General features: G+C 36.1%; 11 protein-coding genes and 4 pseudogenes. 6 read left to right on the top strand and 9 right to left on the bottom strand.

Going from position 1 to position 16,491, the window contains the following annotated elements:
* Window positions 1-166 precede the first annotated feature (166 nt).
* The 4 genes and pseudogenes from ABIE66_RS10675 to ABIE66_RS10660 all read left to right on the top strand — a co-directional run bounded on the left by ABIE66_RS10675 (window position 167) and on the right by ABIE66_RS10660 (window position 4,552).
* Entirely contained in the window at window positions 167-1,027 is an 861-nt protein-coding gene (locus tag ABIE66_RS10675) for a LysR family transcriptional regulator (protein ID WP_370014660.1), read from the top strand.
* Window positions 1,028-1,074: 47 nt separating this feature from the next.
* On the top strand, window positions 1,075-2,202 hold the full coding sequence (locus tag ABIE66_RS10670; RefSeq protein ID WP_370014659.1) for an AbrB family transcriptional regulator: 1,128 nt from the start codon (window positions 1,075-1,077) through the stop codon (window positions 2,200-2,202).
* Between the two features lie 395 nt (window positions 2,203-2,597).
* Window positions 2,598-3,922 (top strand): annotated as a pseudogene (locus tag ABIE66_RS10665) (CitMHS family transporter).
* A 369-nt stretch (window positions 3,923-4,291) separates the two neighbouring features.
* Window positions 4,292-4,552, top strand: coding sequence for an IS3 family transposase (locus ABIE66_RS10660; RefSeq protein ID WP_370014658.1), 261 nt, complete (start codon window positions 4,292-4,294; stop codon window positions 4,550-4,552).
* Window positions 4,553-4,612: 60 nt separating this feature from the next.
* Here the strand turns inward: ABIE66_RS10660 and ABIE66_RS10655 are convergent, their stop codons facing one another.
* Window positions 4,613-5,596: a tRNA dihydrouridine synthase gene (locus tag ABIE66_RS10655; protein ID WP_289316796.1), complete on the bottom strand. Its 984-nt coding sequence runs from the start codon at window positions 5,594-5,596 to the stop codon at window positions 4,613-4,615.
* Window positions 5,597-6,407: 811 nt separating this feature from the next.
* Here ABIE66_RS10655 and ABIE66_RS10650 point away from each other — a divergent pair.
* Window positions 6,408-7,475: a site-2 protease family protein gene (locus ABIE66_RS10650; RefSeq protein WP_370017018.1), complete on the top strand. Its 1,068-nt coding sequence runs from the start codon at window positions 6,408-6,410 to the stop codon at window positions 7,473-7,475.
* A 338-nt stretch (window positions 7,476-7,813) separates the two neighbouring features.
* Here the strand turns inward: ABIE66_RS10650 and ABIE66_RS10645 are convergent, their stop codons facing one another.
* Together ABIE66_RS10645 and ABIE66_RS10640 are read right to left on the bottom strand one after the other, a co-directional pair.
* The gene (locus ABIE66_RS10645) at window positions 7,814-8,230 is read right to left on the bottom strand and encodes a hypothetical protein (protein WP_370014657.1); all 417 of its coding nucleotides are present in this window, start codon (window positions 8,228-8,230) and stop codon (window positions 7,814-7,816) included.
* A gap of 243 nt (window positions 8,231-8,473) precedes the next feature.
* Window positions 8,474-8,713, bottom strand: a complete 240-nt coding sequence (locus tag ABIE66_RS10640; RefSeq protein ID WP_370014656.1) for a hypothetical protein — start codon at window positions 8,711-8,713, stop codon at window positions 8,474-8,476.
* A gap of 550 nt (window positions 8,714-9,263) precedes the next feature.
* On the opposite strand from ABIE66_RS10640, the gene ABIE66_RS10635 reads away from it, so the two are divergent.
* Entirely contained in the window at window positions 9,264-9,746 is a 483-nt protein-coding gene (locus ABIE66_RS10635; RefSeq protein WP_370014655.1) for a DUF456 domain-containing protein, read from the top strand.
* Window positions 9,747-10,008: 262 nt separating this feature from the next.
* On the opposite strand, the pseudogene ABIE66_RS10630 reads toward ABIE66_RS10635, so the two are convergent.
* From ABIE66_RS10630 to ABIE66_RS10610, 6 genes and pseudogenes are all read right to left on the bottom strand, one after another.
* Window positions 10,009-10,550 (bottom strand): annotated as a pseudogene (locus ABIE66_RS10630) (recombinase family protein).
* Window positions 10,551-10,640: 90 nt separating this feature from the next.
* The gene (locus ABIE66_RS10625; protein ID WP_289316812.1) at window positions 10,641-10,838 is read right to left on the bottom strand and encodes an IDEAL domain-containing protein; all 198 of its coding nucleotides are present in this window, start codon (window positions 10,836-10,838) and stop codon (window positions 10,641-10,643) included.
* Between the two features lie 543 nt (window positions 10,839-11,381).
* Window positions 11,382-11,635 (bottom strand): annotated as a pseudogene (locus ABIE66_RS10620) (transposase); the annotation flags it as partial.
* 300 nt (window positions 11,636-11,935) lie between these two features.
* Window positions 11,936-13,504 carry a glycoside hydrolase family 32 protein gene (locus ABIE66_RS29060; RefSeq protein WP_483313984.1) on the bottom strand — a complete coding sequence of 523 codons (1,569 nt, stop codon included), beginning with the start codon at window positions 13,502-13,504 and terminating at the stop codon, window positions 11,936-11,938.
* Window positions 13,505-14,836: 1,332 nt separating this feature from the next.
* A pseudogene (locus tag ABIE66_RS29055) lies at window positions 14,837-15,433 on the bottom strand (glycoside hydrolase family 32 protein); the annotation flags it as partial.
* Between the two features lie 69 nt (window positions 15,434-15,502).
* Window positions 15,503-16,489 carry an ABC transporter permease gene (locus ABIE66_RS10610; RefSeq protein WP_285847389.1) on the bottom strand — a complete coding sequence of 329 codons (987 nt, stop codon included), beginning with the start codon at window positions 16,487-16,489 and terminating at the stop codon, window positions 15,503-15,505.
* Window positions 16,490-16,491 lie beyond the last annotated feature (2 nt).

Genomic DNA, 16,491 nt, shown 5'->3' with positions numbered 1-16,491 from the left:
TTTATGAAAGAATACTGGAAACGCAAAACTATAGTGAGTCTATTGATTTACATAAAAAGATAGATTTCTTTTTTCATTAGTTGTATTATACTTTTAGAAATCAAATAAATTATCATTATTTATAATTACCCATAAATATTTTTTATGGTTAAAGGAGAAAAATTTTATGGATGAGAAAGACTGGCTTATATTAATTACTCTTTACGAAGAAAGAAATATAACAAAGGCAGCACAACGACTATTTATTTCTCAGCCAGCTTTATCCTATCGTATAAAACAGCTGGAAAAAGAGTTCAAAACAAATTTAATCTCTAGAGGCAAAAGAGGTGTCGAGTTTACAGTTGAAGGGGAATACCTCGTTCAATATTCGAAAAATATGCGTAAGCAATTAGGAGCTGCAAAAGAACACATTTCAAATTTGGATAAAAAAGTAAAAGGAACTTTGCGATTGGGTGTATCTGGCTTGTTTGCCCGATATAAACTACCAGTATTATTAAAAGAATTTCTAACCCTATATCCAGAGGTTGAAATCAGTTTGAAAACTGGATGGAGTTCTCAAATTCATCAAATGCTTCAAAAAGAAGAAGCACACCTCGGGATAGTTAGAGGTCCTTACAAATGGCAGGAAAATAAAGTGTTATTTCAAGAAGAAAAGATTTGTATTGCCTCCAGTAAAAAAATTGAATTAAAAGAACTTCCTTTTCTTCCTAGAGTTAATTATCAGACAGACCAATCGTTAAGGAATACTATTGAAAACTGGTGGCAGGAAACATTTACGGTACCACCTAAGATTTCAATGGAGGTAGATCGGATTGAAACATGTAAAGAACTGGTTCTTAATGGTTTAGGATATGCCATTTTACCAGAAATCTGTATTAAAAATGATGAACCACTGTATACTTTCCCCATTGTATTAAGCGATAATAGCTATTTGCTTAGAGAAACTTGGGTTTTTTATCGGGATGTGACTATGGATTTGGCACAAGTAAAAGCATTTATTGATTTTCTTAATGATTCTAAGCAATAGAAACAAGACGAAACGAAGTAAAACTAATACAAAGGAAGAGAATTGATATGAAAAAGTGGGATTTAAATAATGCAAGCAAGACAACCCAATTTTCAGCTGCACTTCTAACTGCTCTTATTGGAGGCGGCCTTTTCTCTCTTATCAGGTTGCCAATCCCCTGGCTTCTAGGTCCTATGACAGCCCTATTAATTGCATCACGTTTCAAAAACGTTAAATTAATTTGGCCCGTTTCGATGAGAAATACTGGATTAATTATTGTAGGTTATTCAATAGGCATCTCCTTTACCAAGAGCTCACTGTCTGATATGATTAGTCACCTTCCCTCAATGTTGATCCTTACAACCTTAATTGTCCTTGTGTGTGCATGTTCGGCTTTTGTTATGTCAAAATGTTCCGGCATTGACTATCCTACCTCCTTAACGAGTAGTATTCCTGGAGGTTTGTCACAAATCGTTGTGTTTGCAGAAGAAATGAAAGGTATTGATATTACTACAGTAACCTTTTTCCATGTTACAAGAGTGATAATGGTTGTTTTCTTAGTTCCCCTTTTAATTTTCAGTCCCATTTTTGCAGCGAAAAGTACTAATGACTCATCTAAAATAATGGATAACGTTATTCCAGAGTGGAGTGATTTATTTCCTCTTATCTTTCTGTTCGCGCTTATTTGTTTTCTTGCAGCAAGAATAGGTAAAATATTTAAATTACCAGCTCCTTACTTTTTAGGACCAGTAATCGTTGCTGCTGCAATAGGCCTTTTTGGTTTGCAGGGACCACCACTTCCTCTTTCACTTCTTGATATATCTCAATTTATGGTTGGCGGTCATATCGGTTTACTATTAAAACCGGAACAACTTGACAACAAAAGAAAAACCTTATTATTCGCTTTGATGAACGGACTAATTTTGATCTGCGCAACAATGTTTTTTAGTTTTCTACTGACCCAGTATTATGATTTATCGACTATTACGGGTTTTTTAAGTTTAGCCCCTGGTGGAATGGATCAAATGGGAATCATCGCACAAGAAGTAAATGCTGATGTATCCACTGTTACCAGCTATCAACTATTTCGGATGGCTTTTATTTATGCCGCAGTGCCTCCATTACTAAAATTGGTATTAAAATTAAGTTTAAGAAAAAAAGACAAGAACAGTAATGTAAAACTAAATGTTAAATAAAAAAGGAGGAAGCTTTGCTCAAGGACACTGAAAAGTCTGATTTATAAAGAAAAGAAGGTTATCATCCACAATATTTAGATGATGACCTTCTTTTTTGATACTAAAAGTAGCATTAAATATTAAAAAAATTTCGTTATTGAATCACTTATCCTATGGCTTTATTTGCTCTCCTCCCCATTCTTTTTTAAAGAATAAATTATTTTGATACCAATACAAAAAAAATATGTATTTAACTTATTGTTCTCTCTGTATTACCTTTAATAAAGAAAAGCGCATAAGACTAGTGTAAAACTTATTAATCTACCAGTTAATTTTTCTGAAGAGTCACTAAATTATTTCTTAGTCATCCAGAAATCAATTGAAAGCGCATTCAAAATTTAGGAGGGGATTTAATAATGTTTCTTACAATTTTAGGCATCTCCATGGTTACCGTTTTTACCTATTTAATTATGTCCAAACGTTTATCACCCATTGTTGCTTTAACTTTAGTTCCGATCGTTTTTGCAGTATTTGGTGGTTTTGGAAGTAAAATTGGCACGATGATGATGGATGGCATTAAGCTAGTCGCTCCTTCTGCAGCTCTATTATTATTCGCCATATTGTTTTTTGGTATTATGATAGACACGGGCTTATTTGACCCACTTATCAAAAAGTTATTAGAAGTTGTCAAGGGAGATCCTGTCAAAATTTCGATAGGTACCACAATTCTTGCACTACTCGTGGCCCTAGATGGAGACGGTACAACAACGTATATCATTACTGTTTCAGCTATGTATCCACTTTATAAACGAATCGGTATGAATCCATTGGTTTTAGCCACAGTAGCCATGCTAGCTTTAAGTGTTATGAGTGGTATGACCCCCTGGGGTGGACCTGCTACCCGAGCAATAGCAGTATTGGGACTTGATGCATCTGAATTTTTTGTTCCACTTATTCCTACCATGATCGGTGGTGCTATTTGGGTTATTTTCGTCGCATTTATTTTAGGGAAAAAAGAACGTAAACGACTGGGTGTAATACACATAGAAGAGTTGAAAAATGAAATAGCTGCTACTGTAGAAAATGAAGCCACTGAAGCATTTCCTCATATTAACATTAAAAACGTCCAGGTTTTTTGTGGGTTAACTTATTAATTGTGGTAGGCATTATGGTCATTCTTATTATGGGATTGGTACCTTCCCCTATTTTATTTTTGGTCGGTTTCGCTATTGCTTTAATGATTAACTACCCTAATCTGGAAATGCAAAAAAGACGTATCTTAGCACATTCTGGAAATGCTCTAATTGTTGTTCTATTAGTCTTTGCGGCTGGAGTATTTGCAGGAATCTTTTCCGGTACAAAAATGGTCGATGCTATTGCTAATGGACTGGTTGCGATAATACCTGCTTCATTAGGACAGTTTTTCCCTGTCATTGTTGGCATTACGAGTATGCCATTCACTTTCGTTTTATCGAATGATGCCTATTATTTTGGAGTTCTCCCTATTCTTGCAGAAGCAGCTTCAGCCTATGGTATTAGTCCGTTAGAAATTGCTCGGGCTTCTATATTGGGACAACCCGCTCATTTAATGAGTCCACTTGTTGCATCAACCATTCTATTAGTTGGTATGGTTGATAAAGACCTTGGCGAATATCAGAAATTCGCATACAAATGGGCCATCTTGACATCGTTAATCTTAACCGTATTAGCTATAATTAGTGGTGCTATTTCTTTTATGTAAATTATAAAAGTCCTTGTATACTTTTTTGCAAGGAAATAACCGCAGGATCCTTTCCAAAAGAGACTACTAAGGACTTTTGACCAATTGAACTAACAACTCTTGAAAGAAAAACTCGATGGCTGATATCATTAACAGAAAAATACATATTCTTCACATGTCACTCTCTAATATCCCATTTGAAAGACAATGAAGAAGAAGATGAAATTAAACCGCTCTTAAGTAAAATAGCCTAAATAGATGTTGCATCTGATAATGTTTGGGGTTACTACCTATGGAGGTTTTAAATAAATTAATGGAGAAGCTTTGGGATCGTACGAATGAATACGCAAAAGGTAAAATTGGTTCTTTGATGCTTATGACCAATTGCTCTTGTTACTATTTTTAATTCCTAAAGAAATTTTTAGTGAAGAAAAAATTGAAGTATCAATAGGGGATATTGAGCATGAAGAAATAAAAAATCTTTTACAGCTACTCGATCAAGAATCACCAACACCCCTTGTGTTGTCAATTACAGTCCAACCTAATATAGATTACTATAATAACAAACATATAAAGCAAAAATTGGCGGGAATGAGTCCGGTTGAATACCGCCTTCACACCAGCCAATTAACTGCTTTGTATAAACTCTAACTTTTTGGGGTCACACCAGTTTAACGTCCTACTTCACTTTTACCTTGAATTGGGACACTTCTACTGTTCACCCATTCCATCAAGATTCTTTGACCCAAAGTTATCGAGCAATGCACGCACTTCATCTGTTGACTCTGTGCTCATTAATTGATTTCTTAATTCACTTGCCCCTCGAAACCCACGGACATATATCTTAAAAAAGCGATGAAGAGCCTTGAACGGACGTAGCCCTAATTTTGAATATTTATCATGGAGATCCAGATGCAACCTTAAGAGATCAAGCAATTCCTTACTACTATGATCTTTCGGCTGCTTTTCAAAGGCAAATGGATTATTGAAAACACCACGCCCAATCATAATCCCATCAATACCGTATTGATGAGCGAGTTTTAAGCCAGTTTGACGGTCAGGAATATCCCCATTGATCGTCAAGAGTGTATCTGGTGCCACCTGGTCACGAAGTTTCTTAATCTCCGGGATTAGTTCCCAATGAGCATCTACTTTGCTCATTTCCTTTCTTGTACGCAGATGAATGGAAAGATTAACAATGTCTTGTTTCAATATGTGTGTTAGCCAGTCGTGCCATTCGTCTACATCCGTGTAACCAATCCTTGTCTTTACACTTACGGGCAATCCTCCTGCTTTTGCTGCTTGTATTATTTCTGCCGCAACTTCTGGACGACGGATAAGGCCACTTCCCTTCCCATTCTGTGCCACATTAGGTACAGGACAGCCCATATTGATATCCACACCCCGATAGCCTAGTTTCGCCATACCAATACTCATTTGCCGAAAGTATTCAGGCTTATCCCCCCATATATGGGCTACAATTGGTTGTTCATCCTCTGTAAAAGTCAAACGCCCACGCACACTATGGATGCCCTCTGGGTGACAATAGCTCTCCGTGTTTGTAAACTCTGTAAAAAACACGTCAGGTCTGGCTGCTTCACTCACCACATGGCGAAAAACAACATCCGTCACTTCTTCCATTGGTGCCAGTATAAAAAAAGGTCGTGGTAAATCACGCCAAAAATTATCTATCATATTCAAATTCAAATCCTCTCAAAATGGGATACCAGGCCAACCCCTTATCCCAAAATTAAAAAAGCAAAATGTACCTGCTTCTTTTACACTTATACCATGCTTAAACACTTTTTATCAAACTGATCAAAAATGTTTATTTTCACGAAATCGGGGTTTGTATCGGAAATATTTATTATAACTTCACAAACTCTGTACCACAACCAAAATATCTCCTGCTGAAATCCACCCCATCAACCAGCATTCCACTGTTCGAGTTAAAATAAAGGTTTGCTAAAAAGACTGAAAAGCAAATTGGAAGAAAACTGGATTGACAAGGGGTTAAAAGGATAAAGACCCCGAAATCGCAAAAGTATTTTTTAACGAAATCAGGGTCGGACTGGCAAATGTTTATTTTAACTAACAAGAGCGTTTTTTAATTAGACATCTTAATTAGACATCTTCAATTCCAAATCCGTCACGACTTCTACATGTCCAGAGTGTATGTGGCAACACATGGGGTGCTCGGGAGATAATTTTTGATTAATATATCATCCTGATAAATATTCGCACACCGCTGCAAGTGCTACATTACGAAAAAAAGCGGTTGTTTTCAATGATGATAGGTTACGCAAGAATTTCAACGATTACGATATAATAAGGGATATTAGCAAGTTGAAGTAAAATCAATCAGGACATCAGATAGAAATACTTAGTTGAATAACTAGGATTATCTGAATTCCCATTATCTCTAGGAGGTACATATTTGAAACAAACTAAATCGAATAAAGGTTGGTTAAGTCTTGGGGCAATCGGTTTATTTTTTCTTGGGAAAATGAAATGGTTGTTTGCATTATTAAAAATAGCAAAAGTAGGTTCGTTGATTTCTATTTTTATCTCATTAGGAGCGTATGCACTGGTTTACGGTTGGAAATTCGCTGTAGCTCTTATCTATTTAATTTACATCCATGAAATGGGTCATTTACTTGCTGCTAAGAGAAAAGGCATTAAAACATCCAATGCCATTTTCATACCGTTTGTTGGAGCTTTAATTTCCCTCAAAGAAGAACCAAAGAACGCAAATCAAGAAGCTTATCTTGCCTTTGGAGGTCCTTTATTAGGTACATTAGCTTTTCTACCAGCCATTCCCCTATTTATTATGACCGAAAATCCGTTTTGGCTATTGGTTATTACACTGGGGGCAATGATTAATCTATTTAATCTAATGCCTGTACATCCTCTAGATGGAGGACGTATAGTAGGAGTCATCTCTACTAAGATTTGGGTATTAGGGATTATCGGAATGGTCGTATATATGTTCTTCCATCCAAATCCATTTTTAATTCTTTTCTTGTTATTAGGTATTACAAAGTGGTGGAAAGAATTCCGCAGCGAAATAACTAGAAATCAAAGAGATAGCGTAATCGAATTCAATCAATTTGGTTTAGAGCAGCTAGAGGAATATGCTGGTGCGACAGAAGAAGAAAAAATTCGCCTGTTTAATATTTGGAATGTGGAATTAAATCAACTAAGTCAGAAGCTAAACAAAACGAAGACTTGGCATATCCCACTCCTAGAAGATAATAAGCTAAAAGTAAGACAAGTGAACGAGTTAAAAGAAAATATATATAAGTCATTAGTTGATGCTGCTAATTCGAATGAATATCAGTACGGACCGACCGATTTTGAAAATATAGGCACGTATGAACGAACGGTTGCAACTTTCTTTAAAGAAGTGCAAGAACAAACAGAAATCAGGGATAAAGAACAATCCTATTACTCATCGAGTCTAAAAACAAAAATCATCTGGTTCTCATTATATATTGGACTCGCAATTTTCTTAATGTTAACAAGCTTATATGCTGGTGATTTAATGGAACAATACAAAACGTTTTTGCCTTAATTTATTACTAAGGGGACCTATTATGATGGTCCCCTTTTAACTTATACGATTTATTGTTGTTTAAGCATTGTAAATCATTAATATTGATTGTGTACACATAAAAGAGACCGCTTGTGTTTAACGGGTTCAGTTTTCGAGTACAACAAGAGAATTCGCATAAGTATTAGCACGGATTTAATATATAAATTTGTTGCTTTATTTTTGTTGGTATAGTAGTAAATTGATATTTCTTTACATTTGGCAAGTCAAACTCAAAAGTCAGCTCCAGAGAGATTCTCCAAGGAGGCTTCTTTTTCTTGTTTTAGTTTAAAGTCGGGTCTCCATTTTCTTAGAGTACATTAATTTATTAGCATTTTATCTAAATCACGAACTTTATCATATGACTCCAATAGTTGTTCAGGTATTAATGTTCTCCCATAATCCCAAGCATTAGTTTCTATTTCAGATTTTAGCTTTTCTTTTTCTTCTTCGTGACCATACATTAAAATCCTTAAATCATGTTTGTTTTTCTTAAAATCTAAATAATAACCAATCATACGATAAAGAATAATTTTAACAAAGTCTTCCTCTGTCTCTTTAATTCTAATTTTCCCTTTATAACCGTTAACTTGAAGGTAATTGAATTTTATAGTATTGGTCGATACGTTATAACTCATAGGTGCACTTAGATTATTGTCAAATTCATAAATAATATCCAAATTGTGCTCATTTAATGTGTTATTAATTATCTTTTCGATATCGCTTATATAAAGCATTTAACTATCACTTCCCTTTTAAAGACTTACTTCATTATAGTTGTAGATTAAGTTATTCTTCCATTATCAATATAATAAACTGTTGAGATATTAAAATCACACAGTTAAAAACAAAGGAAATATTTACTATATATACTGAAGTGGAGGGTAAGTCCTACGAGAGGTGTGATTAATCCCCTAATAGAACCCCTAATAGGAAAGGAATTTGCTTTTAATTACTCTTCCATACTTTCCTCCTTCTATTTATTTCGCTTTAAAGCTTACTATCATTGGTTTTAATTCTTCTTGATATTGTTCTACCATCATTTCAAGTGAAGGCATTGTATTATACTTTTCAAACCAAGAAACGTAATGAAGTGCTACATTATGCGTAATATCAAAGTAGGGGACAGGTTCGTTGTAACCACTCTCTCTGTGAGCTGAAAATTTATCTCTGAAGTCTTTCATCGTTTGCCAATATTTTGCATAGTCTTCATGCGTCATGTTCAGAGCTTCCAAGAAGTATTCCCGTGCATGGTATTTGGTAGTAAAGGTAATCCAACACATTATAGTAAAGTGGATTTTACCGAAGAATATCATTATGTACCTTAGAAAAGCCAAAAATACGGTCTTATTTTTAACATCCATCGTGAGCTGAATAAGCAAAAGGCTTTACCTACAGTTCCTTGAAATATTAATTATTACAAATAATTGTCCTGTAATACGTTTTAATCCTTCTCTATCCGCCACCAATTGAGTAAATAATACATAATGAACTATATCTTTAAAAACAAAAAAAGACCCAAATCCTTGTTATATCAAGGATTTGAGCCTTTGTTAGTTGATGACCTGTGAGGGATTCGAACCCACAACCCCTTCCCTGTCAATTTTGTTTCATTAAAACTGGTAAGTGCTTTTGTTTAAAAAAGGTTGAAGTTGAAGTATTAAGTCTGCTTCTTTTTATATACAAAAAAAGAATAAATGGTTTTTGTCCCTAAATAGAAATATAATTTAGTAGATATATGATACGTAAGTATGAAAAGGTGGAGTTTTATTGGATATTTTATGGTGGGGATTAACGATCGTCTTATTTGCTTTAAGTTTTGTAGGAATTGTCTATCCTATTATTCCCTCGGTTGTTGCCATTTGGGGAGGATTTGCAGTTTATCAATTCCTCATTGATTCTGATGAGTTATCCTTATGGTTCTGGATCAGTATGGTTGTGTTGAGCGGTGTATTAATCGCCGCCGACATTATCGCAAATAGTTATTTCGTTAAAAAGTATGGGGGGTCAAAAAAATCCGAGACAATAGCAGCTATTGCCACGATTGTTGGGTCATTTGTCTTCCCTCCTTTTGGAATAATTCTCGTACCATTTTTAGCAGTCCTCGTTTCGGAATTAATCATTCAAAAAGATATAAGGAAGGCTACTAAAGTTGGGTTTGCTACTATAATCGGTTTTTTAGGCGGCAGTTTAGCCAAAGTATTAATTCAATTGTTGATGATCGTTTTTTTTATTTTAGCGGTAATTTTTTAATTATTTATCAACGGCCACATTTAGGAAAAAGCTGACTTTCAACAGTCGGCTTTTTCTATGAACAGAAGTCCGGATTGACTTATCCGGTACAAGATAATAAGAGAAAAAAGTGATGGAGGAAAAGGAACTATTAGTGAGATAAGTAGATTGAAAGGATGTCACTTTAGGCGATAATTTGCACTTATTTTAAGTGCCATTTTGCACATGCAACTTTAAAACCCAGCTACCTTCATAAGAGAAGATTAGCAGGGTTTCTTCATTATTACTGCTTTTCTAAATATCGATAAATCGTTGTTCGAGATACGCCCCATTTTTCTGCGACTTCTTTAATCGGTGTACCATTTTCAATTAGGGACTTCATCATTTCAATATCTTTCGGTCCAAATTTTTCAGGACGTCCACCAAGACGACCACGTGCTCTAGCTGCAGCTCGTCCGGCAGCCGAACGTTCCTCAATTAAATTACGTTCAAATTCCGCAAACAAATGAAACATCAATTGGCCAGTGGCATTGCTTTTTTCCATTGTTAAATTTTCTTGTAGACTGTGGAAGCCCACACCACGTTCATTTAAGTTATTCACAATTTGAATTAAATCTTGCATATTGCATCCTAATCGATCCTATCGCCAAACTACAATCGTATCGCCTTCACGTGCATACTGAAGTGCTTCCTCTAAACCAGAACGCTGTCTTTTTGCCCCACTCATTTTATCATGAAAAATTTTGGAACAGCCATATTGCGTAAGTCCATCTGTAAATGTAAATTTTGTAATCCCGTCGACACACGTGCATATCCAATTAACACTCAAACGCCAATCCCTTATAGATATGGGATTGGCGTTTGGCGTACTTCTTAAAGTTACAAATATGTTAAGTTCATTTTATAAACAACATTTCAAGAAATGTTTTTCAATTCCTCTGTTAATCGTAGGAATTCTTCTTTGTTTTGATCCTGTAATGACTGGTCAATCTCTTTTCGGATTTGCTCTTTTCGGAAATCAAGAAGGGCTTTGTTTATCACCATTTCAGCAAATTCAGAATCCTTGACGTTTATTTCAGGTTGTGGTGGTGTATTAGCCAAATTCTTTTCCATAGGAAACCAACTCCTTAACCTTTTTTCTATTATACCAAAAGTTTTCAGATTATTCAAATAATTAAACAAGTAGTTCCAATGAAATAATCCGTTTGCTCAATGAAAATGAGTAAGTGAAAAATATAATTGAAAAAACAGGTAACAAGAATGACTATCTATAATATTAAGAAGAAAATATGAATTTGTGTAATTGTACAATTGTGTAGTTGTGTTAGAATTACAAAGTACAAATAAAGCCTACATCCCGGTAGGCTGGTGATACTTCTGGTTGTTACTTTCCAATTATCCAGTTGAAAAGCCTATATTCTTTAAATATATATAAGAACAATTAGTTGCCTAAATATAAAGCCTGTATCTTAGATTACCGAGTAATCATTGATACAGGCTTTTTTTATACTCCTTCTTGAACTAAACCAGCTAATAGGATGTCAATATCTTTCTCTAAAATTTTCATTTCCCTTATGATATACTATTTTTGGCCACGCCAAATACCCCTCCAAAACCCTTTTGGAAGGATTTTTCTCTGTTTCACAAAACCGTTAATTAGGCTAAATCTAGGAACGTTTCTTTTCTCTTTAATAGAGCGTAAATCCAATGAAGAACTTATTCATACAGGCAACGATTGACACTTTGGCCGGTCTTCCTTCTGATTTTTTCTTATCATAGAATTCTTTAAGCTTTATGTTCCTTGAACTTCTTATGCCGCATAGTACGGCAAGATACAGAGAATGACGTAGTCTGCTCGAACCTCTTTTTGTCATACGATTAATGGTTGCCGTAAACTTACCCGATGCGTGCCGGTTTTGGAGAAGATGCGACGACTTCTGTTTAAGATTTTCGGGATGGCTGAGGGGGCCTTCTTTACATTATTATTAATGACTTCAGTTGGTTGCCGAAATCTTATTTTTTAAAGAATAACAATGAAGCATTCAAAACGTTCGTAAAAGTCAATGTAAGTTATTGAAACTAGTTTGTACTTAAAAATGGATGTTACAGGGTAAAACGCCGCCCTTAGTGAACGTGTACTTATATCAACGGTACTAATGCTTATATTCCATGATAAAAGAGCTGCTGGCTATGCCAACAGCCCTTACTTATCATTTTTTATTTTGTGTCTCTAAAGAAAGATGATTAAAGACAGTAGTTGAATTCCATACATTTAACCCTACACGCCCATTGTTAAAAGTCGTATCAGACTTTTCTAGGATCAGATTATCATCCAAATAAGTTTGGATGATACTGCCTTTTGCTGTAACTTTTAATTTGTATGTTTGATTAGGATTAAGTACCATATGTTCTTCCTGTAGAACTTCAATCTTCCCATCTACAATTTTAAACAATTTCAATATATCATTACGTACATCCACTGTAGCTATATAACCATTTTCGGCTTTTTCATCTGCTCGGAATAAAAGAGCTCCAGCTCCCTCGTTTAATACCTTCACCTCGGTTTTGTATGTGAAATCACTTGCGGTTTGAGAGGCAACTATAAAGCTGTCAGCATCGCTGCGGCCTTGTTTCCCTTCCCTAGTGTCTCCCCATTCACCATTGATTGTAGTCCATCCAGATAGATTGGAAACAATCGGACTGCTTCCCCATATACTTTTTAATGTATACATATCAAGAGAGTGTAAATGAGCAGTACCGCCAAGACTATAAAGTTCGACACCCTGATTCTCTGGTGATGAGAAAATTTGATCAGTTATCACTTGTTTCCCTTCATTAACAAACACTTCGATGGACGAACGATCTAGAAGAACTTTCAATTTCACTTTTCCATTTGTATTTTGTACGGGGGCTTCATGTATTTTTTTAACATTTGGACCAAAATCATATCCTGAATGGGTTCGGTCAATAAACACTGTTTCATTGCTAGGGTTGTATCCAATGGTCGTATATTGTCCATTACCATTTCTTACTTTAAATCCAACTTCACTTGCTTTATTTGCTGAAAATTCCGCTTCGATTTCTAACGTATCTCCCTTAATATTTTTCAATAGATTTTCACCAGGGATAATAGATTGGTTGCTTAACTTAAGACCTTTATCTCGTAAGGTTAATAATTGTTGTACAGGTGTTTGTTTCAATTGTAACCCCTTCTTTGTCTGCACTAACGATAATTCACGTGGAACAGTGGTTGAGCTTCTCCATGGGGAAGTTGGGGTGTCGTTCGCATATTGCCAGTTACTCATCCATCCCAACCATAATGGGTTGCCTTCATTCCCAGTATTACTCCATGTCACACCTGCATAAAAGTCTGCCCCATAATCCGTCCATAGAACCTTGTCTGACGAATTATTATTCGTGAATTTTTTTCCATCAAAGTCACCCACAAAGTATTGCATTCCTGAACCCCCGGCTGCTGCTCCATCATTTATACTTACAGACAACACCCACTTTTTCTTATTCGGATTCCCTTCAACCGGCACCTGAATTAATTCTGGACATTCCCACACTCCGCTATAAGATCCTTGTGTCCCTTCTGTCCATTCACCATTTATAAAGTCCCATTCTTTAATCAAGCCCTTTTGCTTACCTACGAATGGTGTATCAGTCTTAGTTGGATCATTGTCAACAACAATAGGCAGTGACCCCTGATTGTATACATGAAAATCGTCCACATTAATGTGTCCCCAACCTCCAGTTTTATTGTCCACCACTTTCATATAGACGGTCTCTCCAATATATTTTGAAGCATCCCATGTCACACGGCGATACTTTTCATCCTCCGCCCACTTGGTGTTTTCTGCACGAATTAATTCCTTATTATCAGAGGCGCGGACGAGCGCTACATAAAGGTTTTTATCATATCCCCCACCAATCAAGAAATTAATTTCGCCGCTTCCCCCCAGTGTAAAATAGGAAGATCGAATCGAACCGGTTGCATCATCACCTTTTTCTGCTGTATATCCCCATAAATGATATTTATTCTGTTGTCCGAATGAACCACCCCAATAAGAAGTAGCTTTTGTAACATTTGCTGCCCCAAAAGCATCACCGTCAAGTACGTTCCATCCCTCTAGACTTCCTGACTCGAAATCAGGATTAGCAATATTTTGTTCCTTTGCCACAATGTAATTTTCTTTATTCACGTCTTGAAAGGTTACATTTGAATTACTGACAGTTAAACCAAAATGCCCGCTCTCATACGTTGTATCAACCTGTTCTATGATTTCTTTATTATCTATCAATACCTTTATCTTGCTGCCATTAGTATAAACAGAAACATCATACACTTGATTTGAATCAATACTTATGGATTTTTCAGCTAAGATAGTAGGTCTATCGTTTTCAATTTTTAAAAGACTAACCTTACCCTTCCCAGCATCCAATTGGGCAATGTATCCATTTTCACCGTTTTTGTCAGCTCTGAAAAGAAGTCCACCTCTCGCACTTTTCCCATTTAGTATAACGTTCGCTCTATATCCAAATTGATCACCAACCTGTGAAGATACGTAATTACCGTTTGTTTTAGAATTCCCTACCTTCCCTTCCAACGTACTTTCCCATTTTCCATCTATAGCTTTCCAGCTAAGGATATTTGTTTTAAAGTTTGTCGCATTTTTAAAGAAAACATTCCTAAAAACAGAAACAGCATTTCTATTATATAAGCCAAAATTCCCACTTTCATACGAATTATCCGTTATTTTTATAACCGGGTTGTTTCCTATAGAAAGTTTTATGAAATCCTTTTTAGTTTCCACTCTCAACTTAGTTGAGTCTTCATCCCTCACTTTAATTTTCTTTTCCTGAAGGACGATTTTCTTTCCATCAACCAATTTGCTTAAAGTCACTTTCCCGGATTTGGCATCCAATCCAGCAAGATAAGCATTTTTTAAGGTAGAATCAGAACGAAAGACCAGTTCCCCGGAACCCTTTCGACCATTTTTTTCTCGTACACTTATATCCGCTTCATAAACAAAGTCACTGCCTGTTTGTTTGGATAACACTGATCCATCCTTATCTAGGCTTGTGGCTTGCACCGATGTAGGATCAACACCAAATGAACTCCCGTAGCTCCAGTCCTTTAAATTGGGTGAAGTGTAAATCATAACATCGTTTTTCGCTGCAAGCGTCATCACCCACTTTTTTGATTGATCATGCCAAAAAACCTTTGGATCCCGCCAATCTGAAATAGGAGGATTCGGCATAACCGGGTTCCCTTCATATTTTTTCCATGTTCTTCCTTTATCATTGCTATAAGCAAGACTTTGCACTTGCTTTGACCCATCAGCATGAGTAAAAATCGCCACCATTGCTTCTTTTCCAAATCCTGCAGTATTGTTATAATCAATCACTGCGCTTCCTGAGAATATCATTCCATTTTCATCTGGATACAGAGCAACAGGCAAATGCTCCCAGTGAACTAAGTCTTTACTGACCGCATGTCCCCAATGCATAGGACCCCATTTAGAACTATAAGGATCGTTTTGATAAAAAAGGTGGTATTCCCCATCATAATAGACCATCCCATTCGGGTCATTCATCCAACTTGCTTCAGGTGAAAAATGAAATTGATTTCGGTTACTTTCATTATAATAATTTGAATCGGCTGCAAATGTCGGAACAACTAGGATTAATGCTAGAGTACAAATTACACCACATGCTAAAAGTTTTTCTATTGCTTTTTTCAACGGCCTCACACCTTTGCAATTTGTTTTACTTTATAATGATTGAGACTGGCTTCTTAATCGGTCAATAAGTACAGCAGCAATGATCACACCGCCTTTAACAACGAGTTGCCAGTAATATCCAACATCCATTAACGTTAGTCCATTGCTTATTACACCCATTATTAAAACTCCTATAATGGTCCCTTGTATTCTCCCAACACCACCCGTTAAACTCGTGCCGCCTAATATTACTGCGGCAATAGCATCAAGTTCATACCCTAAACCTGCTGTTGGCTGTCCAGAAAATAATCGACCTGCCAGAACAACACCCGCAAGACCCGCTAATAGCCCGCTTAACGAATAAACTTTCATTAAAGTACGCTCTACTTTAATACCTGTAAGACGTGCCGCTTCCTCACTTCCACCAATTGCGTATACATGACGACCAAACATAGTATATTTCAAGACAAAGAACATACCAATATACACAATAACCATGATATAGATAGGAGTGGGGATTAAAAACAGCCGACCAGCTCCTAAAAATTTAAACAAATCAGACTCCACAACAATAGGGTAGCCACCGCTAATCACGTATGCAAGCCCTCTTACATATGTGAAACTTCCAAGGGTGACAATAAAGGCTGGCAATTTAGTTTTTGCTGTAAAAAATCCATTTACAAGTCCAAAGAAAGCCCCCACTAAAAGTCCTGCAGAGATTGACACCAACGGATGTACTCCCGCTTGGGAAATCATTACGGAAACAACACCTGATAAAGCAACAATGGCACCTACAGATAAATCAATTCCGCCTGTTAAAATGACAAGCGTCATTCCAGCTGCCAGTACACCATTTATGGACACTTGTTTAAGTACATTTAACAAGTTCGACATCTCCAGGAAATTTGGTGCAGTAAAAGCCAGCACAACACATAATAATACTAAAATAATGAGCATTCCTAAGCGATTCCAAATTTGTAGAGCTTCCTTTCCATATCGGGCTTTATCAGTGGTCACAACCGTTGTATTCGCTTTCATTT

This window comes from Peribacillus sp. B2I2 (genome assembly GCF_041261685.1).
In the GTDB taxonomy this organism is placed as follows: Bacteria; Bacillota; Bacilli; order Bacillales; family DSM-1321; genus Peribacillus.
Note: the sequence above shows the minus strand (reverse complement) of the source record. Positions and strands in the feature narration are given on the sequence as shown.

Coding starts and splice junctions, on each gene's coding strand:
- ABIE66_RS10625 (WP_289316812.1), bottom strand. CDS start 10,838: ATGGAAAAGAATTTGGCTAATACACCACCACAACCTGAAATAAACGTC.
- ABIE66_RS29060 (WP_483313984.1), bottom strand. CDS start 13,504: ATGAAAGTGGTGGACAATAAAACTGGAGGTTGGGGACACATTAATGTG.
- ABIE66_RS10655 (WP_289316796.1), bottom strand. CDS start 5,596: ATGATAGATAATTTTTGGCGTGATTTACCACGACCTTTTTTTATACTG.
- ABIE66_RS10675 (WP_370014660.1), top strand. CDS start 167: ATGGATGAGAAAGACTGGCTTATATTAATTACTCTTTACGAAGAAAGA.
- ABIE66_RS10650 (WP_370017018.1), top strand. CDS start 6,408: ATGAAATGGTTGTTTGCATTATTAAAAATAGCAAAAGTAGGTTCGTTG.
- ABIE66_RS10645 (WP_370014657.1), bottom strand. CDS start 8,230: ATGCTTTATATAAGCGATATCGAAAAGATAATTAATAACACATTAAAT.
- ABIE66_RS10640 (WP_370014656.1), bottom strand. CDS start 8,713: ATGACGCATGAAGACTATGCAAAATATTGGCAAACGATGAAAGACTTC.
- ABIE66_RS10610 (WP_285847389.1), bottom strand. CDS start 16,489: ATGAAAGCGAATACAACGGTTGTGACCACTGATAAAGCCCGATATGGA.
- ABIE66_RS10670 (WP_370014659.1), top strand. CDS start 1,075: ATGAAAAAGTGGGATTTAAATAATGCAAGCAAGACAACCCAATTTTCA.